The following is a 10328-nucleotide window of genomic DNA, read 5'->3' as shown; positions in this document are numbered from 1 at the left end:
AGCCAATCCAGCCAATCCAGCCAATCCAGCCAATCCAGCCAATCCAGCCAATCCAATTCTATTATAATACAATATCTTGAAAAAAGGATGGCATTACCTGATTATTTTTATCAATAACTTTAATTTTTCTCTCACAGAAATAAAAGCGGCAGACCGTAAGAATTTTCTCAAACTCCTGCCGTCTGCCGCCTGCTTTTATGATCTTCTTTCAATAATAAATTCTGTTACAAGCTCTTCTTCCCCGCTTATGCAGTACTCCCGGTGAACCGGCGCTCCCCAGCTGTCATCGCCGCCGACGCCTCTCATGGCGCCTAAAATGTTCACTACCGTATATCTTGGTGCCGGAAGCTCCTCTCTATGGGTAGCCGATTCCAGTTCCTCCGCCGTATAGGGAAGTACGGAAGCATCAAACGCCTGACCTGCTGCGCAAAAACTGATGGAATGACCCTCCATGTCCGCTATCTTAAGCCAGCGGACTCCGGTCCTGTTGCCACACTCCTGAGGCACCAGATAACGGGAAAGGTTGTTATCCGGCGTATCCTCATAGATTCCCAGCCTCGCGCCTTCATTCCTGTCGCAGTAATTCTCCTCAGGTCCTCTTCCATACCAGGTGAATTTCTTAGCTGCTTCCGGTGTAATGAGCCTCATTCCAAAGGCAGGAAGCTCTGGCAATCCCTTTTGCCCCCGGAATACGGCACTTACATGAATCGCTCCCCTTCCATCTACTTCGTAGGTAACCTCTGTTGATGCCTTGGGAACAGTAGAAAGCTCATAGGTATAGATCACCTTTATGCTTCCTTCCTTCTCTTCCACCGTACAATTCTCATAATAAGGGAACCTGCCTGCCCCATACCATACAGAGCTTTCCACGGAAAATTTATTTCCTTTATCATTATCCGTAGTCGCCCTCCAGTACACCGGCATCATCGGTCTTCCGACCCATTCTTTTCCGTCGTAAACCAGGGAAACGATACCGCCTTCCTGCTTGGAGAACAAGATCCGGAAGCCATCTCCCATAACGCCGATGTTGACGTCGCCATGAATTACGTTGAGAGGCTGTCCGCAGCATTTCTCCTGCTGCCCTTCTATGACTGAGACCGCCTCGCCAAAGGCTGTTTCATAGCCGGAATCTGCCCATAAGGTATCACTTTTAAGAAGAGCCGAAACCTGAAAGGCATATTCCCCCGGCTCTGTGAAATCCGGTAACTGGACGGTTTCATACCTTGTGTCCAAAGGCTTTACCAATGCATCAAAGCTCTTCTGATAAACCGGCTCCCCGTCCTTTAAAACCGAATATACAAACTCAAGGTCAGAGGTATCTGTAAATAATCTTCTGTTTTCTATGGATACGCCTTTGGAGTCAGGAATCAGGCGGATATCCTGATACAGGTATTTTACCTCCTGGGCCTTTGGAGAGATGGTCCTGTCTGCATAAACGATCCCGTTTCCGCAGAAGCTGTAATCCGTGGGCCTGTCGCCAAAATCCCCGCCATAGGTCATATGCTCCTTGCCGTAAGCGTCCTTTTTCATCAGAGACTGGTCAATATAATCCCAGATAAAGCCGCCCTGATACATCTCATACCTGTCTTCTAAATCCGTGTACTTCTTCATCCCGCCAAGAGAATTGCCCATGGCGTGCATGTATTCACAAAGGATAAAAGGCTTCCCCGGATCTGCATTTAAATATTCCTCTACCTCTAATGACTTGGCATACATCCGGCTTTCCATATGGCTGGTACGGTCAAATTCCCGGTTCCAGAACACGCCCTCATAGTGAACCAGCCTGGAAGGATCCCGTTCCCCAAAAAACTCTGACATAGCCAGAATGTCCTCTCCTGCATAGGACTCATTGCCACAGGACCAGATCAGCACACTGGGATGGTTTTTGTCCCGTTCCAGCACTGACTTTGCCCGGTCCACCACGCAGTCCTTCCACTCAGGCAGGCTTCCGGGTACATTCCATGAGGGCTCGCAGGCTCCCATCTTCTGCCAGGAACCATGGCTTTCTAAATTCGCCTCATCAATGAGGTAAATCCCATATTCATCACATAGTTCATACCACAGGCTCTGATCCGGATAATGACAAGTCCTGACCGCATTGATGTTGTGGCGCTTCATAAACCGGATATCCCATATCATATCCTCTTTTGTAATGGATCGGCCTCTTCTTACATTGAATTCATGACGGTTGATTCCCCGGAATACGATCCGCTTTCCGTTGAGACACATCAAACGGTCTTTCATTTCAAAACGGCGGAATCCCACCTTCTGAGGAACGATCTCTTTCACATTTCCCTGCTCATCGTACAAAATGATGGTAAGTTCATACCGGTATGGGTCCTCGCCGCTCCATAGGCGGACATTGGATATGCGGGCAGAGAATTCCACTTCTTTCTTTGCCGGAATCGGTTCCCAGGAGGCAACTGTTTCCCCAGCCTTGTCCTTTAATACAGCGCGGATGCTTCCCTTTATTTCTCCTGTAAGGGTCAGTTCTCCGCGGAACAGGCCATCCCGGTAGTCATCGGATACGTCCCCATGAATGAATAAATCCTCCACATGGCATTCCGGAACCGCATATAAATACACCTCCCGGAAAATCCCGGAGAACCGGAAGAAATCCTGGTCCTCGATCCAGCTGGCGCTGCTTCTTTTATAGACCTCCACGGCAAGGCGGTTGGATCCGGGCTGGGCAGCATCCGTAATCTCAAACTCAGAGGGTGTAAAAGAATCCTCTGAATATCCGATAAAGGTTCCGTTCAGCCAGACATAAAAGGCCGTTTCCACTCCCTGAAAGGACAGGAACAGCCGTTTCCCTTTTAGCGGCTCCTCCAGTTCAAACTCCCGGCAGTAGCTTCCTACCGGATTATTCTGCCAGTCAACATGGGGAGGTCTTAAGTCAGCCAGACCATCCCATGGGTACATGGTATTGATATACTGGCATCCGCCATATCCTTTAAGCTCCATATGTCCCGGAACTTCAATGGTGCCAAAGCTGTCCAGATTAAAATCACTTTCGTAGAAATACGCTTCCCGCTTCCCAGGATTTTCTGCATAGGAAATTTTCCATATCCCATTTAAGGATTGTCTCAGTCCCATAATCCCCCTTAGAGCTTCAGCTTCCGTTTCATAATAGCAGTGATCGGAATGGGCAGCCAGCCGGTTTACCGCGAAAATCCGCGGATCCTCCAGCCATTCCAGTTTTGCGGTCTTCTGATCCATTGAAAGAAACCTCCTTCTATAAATATTAAGTCCATTATAATCCACCCCTTTAAAAGAATCCATGGCATTTCTTACGATTTCCTATATCTTTTATTCCTTCACCGCCCCGGCAGCGATTCCCGCCAGAATGTATTTCTGGAAGAAAATATAGATTAGGATCGTCGGCAGCATGATGATGATGATGCCTGCCGCCAGCTTCTGCCACGATCCCTGCTGGGCATTGGCATAATTCATTAAAAAGGTGGTTAACGTACGAAGCTTGTTCTTTGGCATATATAAGTATGGAATATACATATCATTGATGATGGTAATTGCCTTGATGATCACCACGGTAGCTGTGGCAGGCGCCAACAGAGGAAAAATGATCCTCGTAAACAGGCCGAAATAAGAACAGCCGTCCAGGAGCGCGCTTTCATCAAGAGACACCGGAAGGGTAGAAATGAACTGCCGGTATATATAAAGCTGCATCAGATCCGATGCCACATAAATCACGATGGGTGCCCCAAGAGTATTGTAAAGGCCAATGCCGTTAATGATTTTAAATCTGGCAATTTCCGTTACAAAGCTGGGAATCAGCATGCCCAGGAAAAAAAGGCTCATAATCACTTTTTTAAGCTTAAACTCAAAACGCTCCAGAATAAACGCGGTTATGGTTCCAAACAACACGTTAAACAGAATACTGACTGCAAGTATGATGCCCGTATTCTTAAAACCTATCAGGAGATATTTATCTCCCACCACCTTTTGAAAGTTTGAGAAAGTGATCCTTTCCATGGGCGGCAAAAGCAGGGGAGAGGTATTCACCATATCCGCCTTTGTCTTGAAAGCGGCAAACAGGGTCAGAAGGATAGGCGCCAGAACGACCAGGACCATTCCCATGCAAATGATCTGTTTTAATCCCTGTTCCATTGTACGTCTTTTCATCTTATTTTCTTCCCCCCTTCAGAATTCCGTGAATGATCTTGTTCTGAACCAGATAAATGACAACGATCATGACCATGATCGCCACCGCCATGGTGGAAGCAAGGCCGAAGTTGCTGTATTTAAAGGCCGTATCAATGGTATAGAGGGTAAAGGTGGAGGAGGCATATCCCGGTCCTCCGCTGGTCATGACATAGGGGATATCAAATACCTGAAGAGCGCCCCGGATGTTATCAAAAAGAACAAAATCCACCATGAGCATAATCGACGGTATCTGAATGTACTTGAACATTTGCCAGGCATTTGCTCCATCCACTCTGGCCGCTTCCTGTACATCCTGGGGAAGAGACTGCAGGGCCGCCATAAAGAGAATGACATGGTACCCGGAAAATCTCCACAGGGAGACAAAAGCCAGCACGAAATTGACGATTTTAGGGTCAGACAGCCAGTTTCTTATCAGGCTCTCCAGATGAAATACGGTTAATATCTCATCAAATGCTCCGTTTATAGGTGAAAAGAAATAGGAAAAGGCATAGGAAATTGCAACCCCGTTGATGATATATGGCATAAAAACCATGGTTTTATAAAACTTTGATGCCCTGAGCCTTGAGGTTAACAGCACTGCAAACATCAGCTCAATGGGAATGAATATCAGATGTCCGAAAAAATACACCCCATTGTTTCGGAGTGACAGCCATAAATCCCTGTTCCGGAACATGGCTGTATAATTGCCAAAACCGATTTGATCATAGGTTTTGGAGTATCCATCCCAGTTTGTAAAGCTCATGCGGATTAAGTCAAAGGCCGGAAGCACCACAAACCCGATGAGCAGTACCATTGGAACAACAAGGGCGCATACAATAAATCTTTTTTTCTGTCTTTCCAGAGAATTCATAGTTACCTCCTGATTTAAGTCCTTGGAAGAAACGGGGGCAGGGCTTCCATCACCCTGTCCCCATTTTCATTCTGTTTATTTAATTCCAAGCTTGGTTCTGGCTTCTGCCCATTTTGTATTGAGTCCATCCAGTTCCGCTTTTAAATCAAAGCCATTGGTAAACATCTGGGCGCCCAGCTTCTTGTAATCAAATGCGATATCGTTCTGGATCGCCTGGAAATTGTCTCCGCCGCCGTCATACATAACCAGTTCCTTTTCCGGCTGCTGCTCATCTGCCTGGGCAAGAGTCGGGTCCTTTTCTTTGGGGAAATTCTTCATGGAAGATGCGCTGGTTACATAATTGATATATCCCGGGTACCATTCTTCGCTGTAAAACCATTCTACGAAAGCCTTTGCCAGCTCCGGATTCTTGCTGTGAGTGGTTACACCCATAAAGGAGTCGCCCTGTACGATGACACGGAAAGGATCGTCTTTGGAATCTCTTACCGGAAGGTAGAAGGTGCCAAGTTCCGAAGCATCATCGGTACCGCTTTGAATGTTCTGTAAGCCCCAGTCTCCCAGAGCAATGATAGCCGCTTTTTTCTGGGCAAACAGGGATGTCACCTGATCGTTGCCCATACCAAGAGGATCTTTGCCGAACACATTTTTGCTGAATAAGCTGTAAACCTTATGATATGCCTTGTTAATGTCGGTTCCATCTGCGAACGGAGCATCTGTCTTTGCCATGTCATTCCAGTTCTGTCCGTTGCCGCCCTGAAGTGCAGGCATAAATTCCATGTACGGATAATCCGGCCATTCATCCTTTGCGCCAAGGGCGATAGCCATGAAATCCGGGTCGTTTTTCCCGTAATAATCCTGAAGGGTCTGGGCTGTTTTCTCAAAATCTTCCCATGTGGTAGGAACCTCAACACCAGCTTCCTTAAACATGTCTTTCCAATAATAAACGTATTCATATCCCGCTGTCATTGGAATACCCAAAACCTTGCCATCCATTGCGTACCCGGAGGCCAGTTCATTGTTTTTTGCTGCTTCCAACCCGGATAAATCCACCAGATAGTCCTTGAACCTGGATAATGTGAAGGGCTTGTTAAACATAACATCCGGAAGCTGGTTTGCTGACGTTCTCATCTTCATGGCATTCCAGTATTCGGAATCATCCTTGATCTTTTCAACTTCAATATCTGCATTGGGATATTTCTCCTGGAATTTCCCAACCATATCATTTTCATCAATATAATCCATCAGGTTGTTGTCCCAGATGGCAAATACCAGACTTCCTTTTAAGTCTTCCTTTGCCTCCGGCTTTCCCTCTTCTGTCTGAGCCCCCTCCTGACCTTTAGCCGTGGTCTCTTTTGGAGTTTCCCCGGTTCCATTTGATGAGGAACAGCCGGTCATAGCTCCTATTGCCATCGCTGCACAAAGCCCCAAAGCCAACACTCGTTTTCTCATTTCTGTAATACCTCCCTTGTTTTGATGATAGTATCTTACCATTTCAAAACAGCCTTCTCCATGAGATATGGTTTGAAAACTTGATATATCGTCAGGTCTTTATTTCCGGTACCCGCCCGGACTTACTTTGCACAGCTTTTTAAATACTCTGGTAAAATGCTCCACGCTATTATAGCCAACGCTCTGACTGATTTCATAAATCTTTAGATCCGTTGTCTCCATCAGCTCCCTTGCCTTTCGAATGCGGACCTCGGTCAAATAGTTGCTGAAGGTCATCCCCTCTTCTTTCGTAAATCTGGTGCTGAAATATTTTTCATTCAGACCGATAAAACTTGCCACGCTTCCCAGTGTCAGCTCCGGATTGGCATAATTATCCATAATGAACCGTTTTGCCCGGATCATCATATCCGCCTGCTTCCGGTCCGCGTGGTGTGCATTATAATCCATGATCCAGCGGAAATAATTATTCAGCCATAATTCCAGGCTCCGCATTTCATCCAAACGGCCGATTTTCTCATAATAATTGACCTCTTCTGCAAACAGGGCACTGATATCATCATGGTTATCGGAAAGCTGCCAGGCTATGCTGCAGATGAGATGGAGGCAGACCTTTTTGGCAGCTTTTAATTCCATTTTGTAAAGTTCGGAAAATAAACCTTTCTTTTCCGACCATACGGCCAGCTCATCGCCTACCATCAGTCCCTTTAAAAGCTTTTCATAATCCTGCCCGGCCTGACGGACCTTTTGGAAGGAGACCGTATCCTTTTCCCATGGATCGCAGATCTTCCCTTTCCCCTTTAAATACTTAAGCCTTAACTGCTCTCCTGCCTCCTCAAACCGGGGTAAGAAATCCTTTGTTCCATTTCCCGGCCTGCTGATCCCTGCGGAGACGGAGAGATTCATAAAATGCTTCCACACATTGCATAACTGCTTACAGGCAGAAACTGCATTTTCCCTATACTGCTCCGGATCAGTGATGCGGTACAGCAAACAATAGCGGGAAGGCGCCACTGCTCCAAGAATGCAGCGGGATGCCACCCTGGGGATCTGTCCGGCCAGTTCCAACATGGGCTTTATCAGTTCCTCTTCAAAATCCTCTCCAAAACGGGCCGATGCCTTGTGGAAATCTTCTATTTCAAATTGCATCACCAGGTATTCCTGTTTAAAAAAAGTTTCATCAAGGGACCTTCTTCCCATGGCCATATCTACAAGAAGGACAGCATCCGGGACTTTTGCCACCGGATTTTTCTCTCCCCCTGTCTCATTGCTGTGATCGTGAAAGACCTCTTCATCCAAACGTTTCAGCATGGCTGCAAGGGTTTCCTCTGTTAATCCGGTCTTTAACAGGTAATCGCAGGCTCCCAGACGGAAGGCATCCCGGACCAGCTTGAAATCGTCATAACCGCTTAAAACAAGTACTGCCGGCATGGTTTTCAAACGGTTTAACTCCTCTAAGAGGCCGATCCCATCCATAACCGGCATCTTCATATCGGTGATCACTAAATCCACCGGGTGATCCTTGATATATTCCAATGCCTGCTGGCCATGAATGGCATCCGCGGCAATCTGATACCCCATCTCTTCCCAGTTGATCAGGGAGCGCAGGGTAATCCGTACTATGGTATCGTCATCCACGATCAGGACATTTCTCATTGGTCTTCCGGTTCCTTTCTTCTTATGGGAATGCGGATGGAGGTTCTTGTGAACCGGCCTTTTCCGCTTTCCATCTCAAATTCACAGCTCTCTCCATAATTAAGCGTTAGCCTGGTTTTTACATTGGTGATTCCGATGCTTACATGATCCTTTTTCCCTTCTATTTCCTCTTCCCCATTCAGGATCCGGCTCATCTCTTCTTCCGACATTCCCTTTCCGTTATCCCGGATCTCAAGGTACAGAAATCCGTCTGCTTCACGAGCCGTCAGCCAGATGATTCCCATTTCATCCATCAGGCCGCTAAAACCATGGACAATGGAATTTTCCACCACAGGCTGTAAAATAAGCCGCGGGACCAGGCAGGAAAGACAGGAATCCTCTATTTCATATTTTATATCAAACCCGTCGGAATAACGGATTTTCATCAGATAGATAAAACTGTCTAAAACCTCCAGTTCCTCTTTTAACGGATAAAATCCCGTATTGCTGCGGAAGGAGCAGGATAATATTTTAATGAGCGCCTCCGCCATGCGGGCAATGGACTCATACTTTGACATCTGGGCAATAAACCGGATGGAATTTAAGGAATTTACCAGAAAGTGAGGGTTGATCTGAGACTGCAGCGCCCTGATTTCTGCCTCATGCTTTTTCTGCTGCTGTTCCTCATTTTCCTGTATCAGTTGTTTTAACCGTCTTGTCATACGGTTAAAGGAATGGATCATCATACGCAGTTCTTCCTGCCCCTTTGGTTCCACATGAACCAGAAGATTTCCCTCTTCCACCTTTTTCATGCCCTCAACCGTATGGTGGATGGGGTCAATGATACTTTTTAAGAAATAGCTGGAGAAACGGTAAAACAGTGCAAACAGGAAGAGCGTAACCGCTACAATGACGGCTGCAGTCCTGTTAAAGCTTCTTGTAAGGGCTTCATAAGACACTACGCTGATGATCTTTAAGCCGGTCACCGGTTCCTCGGTCACCACTCCCATATACCGTCTGCCACTTGCCTGATACCGGAATTTGGGCTGTTCCAGGGAAATACTCCGGGGCAAAAGAGCCATCGTGCCTTCTGCGTCAAAAATGACCTTTCCTGACTTGTCCGCAATCATGGTTGAACCCAGCATCCGTTCCTTATTATAATCTTTTATCAGCCCTCCGGTCCTGGATGAGACAAACAGCGCCGTCATCTCTATGACCCCGTCCCGGTCCACATCCATTCCGGGAGACAGGCCAGCGGCAATGGTCAGGGTATAGGCATTTTTTCTGGAATTGGTCACACTGCGGTCATAAAAACCCACCTTTACCACGTTAGGTGCCGCCAAAGCCTCCTGATACCAGGAGGAGGCCCTAAGTTCCTCCCTGTCTAAGGTAATATCATCCTTCATATACGTATGGTCCCCGTCTTTCATATAAAATACGGCAGACAGGATGTCCTGCACCGGAACCATGGCATAATGAAAGGATTCGGTCAGGATCTTCGTATAAAGGTATTTTTCAGCCACATCTATTGTATTGGTTTTTGCAGCATTTTTTATGACTTCATTGTCGTTGACATATACGAAATGGGATAAACGGAGGGATACATCCTTTACTTCGCCGCCCAGAGTAGAGGCAATGTTATCCTGGGCACGCCGGATGCCTAAAACTGCAGAATCCACCATCATGGTACGGATAATGAGGATGGACAGTAAGATTATAAGAAGAATAGGAATCACGATAAGGGCGAAGAAGCTGTTATAATAAGAAGCCTTTAATTTCTGCTTTTTATTCATCCACATCTTCTTACACCCTCCTCGCTGCTACCTGTTTATGACTTTATTATACCGCGGAAAAACTTTAAAATCAATGCATCATTCTAACGGATCATGCTTTCCACCTTTGTTTCCAGCCGGATGGTTTCCCCTTTTCTAATGCGATAGGAAACTGCCGGTATGGAAGCATTGGGATAAAGCACATTGGTATTGGGATCAGCCTCTATTACCAGGCCTGCTGCCTCCGGACCTTCTCCTGATACCAAACAGTCCTGTTTTCCAGAGGATACAAAGGCTCCCTTCCCCTCTGCCTTCTGCTCATAATTATCTGTGAATTTTTCTACAGAAAAGCCCCAGTCATAGGCAGTACAGTCGTACTTTCTCTCAATCTCATGGATTCTTAAATGGCCATATTCTTCCTGAATAATTGTAGAGGTGAC

Annotated in this window: 6 protein-coding genes and 1 pseudogene; all 7 read right to left on the bottom strand. The window is 46.6% G+C overall.

Annotation, left to right across the window (positions count from 1 at the left end; all coding sequences use genetic code 11):
* Positions 1-195: 195 nt before the first annotated feature.
* Positions 196-3219, bottom strand: coding sequence for a glycoside hydrolase family 2 TIM barrel-domain containing protein (locus tag RT269_RS28185; RefSeq protein ID WP_313187695.1), 3024 nt, complete (start codon positions 3217-3219; stop codon positions 196-198).
* 90 nt (positions 3220-3309) lie between these two features.
* Positions 3310-4143: a carbohydrate ABC transporter permease gene (locus RT269_RS28180; protein ID WP_025232673.1), complete on the bottom strand. Its 834-nt coding sequence runs from the start codon at positions 4141-4143 to the stop codon at positions 3310-3312.
* Position 4144: 1 nt separating this feature from the next.
* Positions 4145-5035, bottom strand: coding sequence for a carbohydrate ABC transporter permease (locus RT269_RS28175; RefSeq protein ID WP_313187694.1), 891 nt, complete (start codon positions 5033-5035; stop codon positions 4145-4147).
* Between the two features lie 75 nt (positions 5036-5110).
* Positions 5111-6484, bottom strand: coding sequence for an ABC transporter substrate-binding protein (locus RT269_RS28170; RefSeq protein WP_313187692.1), 1374 nt, complete (start codon positions 6482-6484; stop codon positions 5111-5113).
* Between the two features lie 99 nt (positions 6485-6583).
* Positions 6584-8137, bottom strand: a complete 1554-nt coding sequence (locus tag RT269_RS28165; protein WP_313187690.1) for a response regulator transcription factor — start codon at positions 8135-8137, stop codon at positions 6584-6586.
* The gene (locus tag RT269_RS28160; RefSeq protein ID WP_313187688.1) at positions 8134-9915 is read right to left on the bottom strand and encodes a sensor histidine kinase; all 1782 of its coding nucleotides are present in this window, start codon (positions 9913-9915) and stop codon (positions 8134-8136) included. Before RT269_RS28160 ends, RT269_RS28165 begins: the two co-directional genes overlap by 4 nt.
* A gap of 77 nt (positions 9916-9992) precedes the next feature.
* Positions 9993-10328 (bottom strand): annotated as a pseudogene (locus tag RT269_RS28155) (DUF2264 domain-containing protein); the annotation flags it as partial.

The organism is Lacrimispora sp. (genome assembly GCF_032078915.1).
Lineage (GTDB): Bacteria > Bacillota > Clostridia > Lachnospirales > Lachnospiraceae > Lacrimispora.
Note: the sequence above shows the minus strand (reverse complement) of the source record. Positions and strands in the feature narration are given on the sequence as shown.

What these genes read in the sequence shown, in the direction of transcription:
- RT269_RS28185 (WP_313187695.1), bottom strand. Translation starts at nt 3,219, where the DNA reads ATGGATCAGAAGACCGCAAAACTGGAATGGCTGGAGGATCCGCGGATT.
- RT269_RS28180 (WP_025232673.1), bottom strand. Translation starts at nt 4,143, where the DNA reads ATGAAAAGACGTACAATGGAACAGGGATTAAAACAGATCATTTGCATG.
- RT269_RS28175 (WP_313187694.1), bottom strand. Translation starts at nt 5,035, where the DNA reads ATGAATTCTCTGGAAAGACAGAAAAAAAGATTTATTGTATGCGCCCTT.
- RT269_RS28170 (WP_313187692.1), bottom strand. Translation starts at nt 6,484, where the DNA reads ATGAGAAAACGAGTGTTGGCTTTGGGGCTTTGTGCAGCGATGGCAATA.
- RT269_RS28165 (WP_313187690.1), bottom strand. Translation starts at nt 8,137, where the DNA reads ATGAGAAATGTCCTGATCGTGGATGACGATACCATAGTACGGATTACC.
- RT269_RS28160 (WP_313187688.1), bottom strand. Translation starts at nt 9,915, where the DNA reads ATGTGGATGAATAAAAAGCAGAAATTAAAGGCTTCTTATTATAACAGC.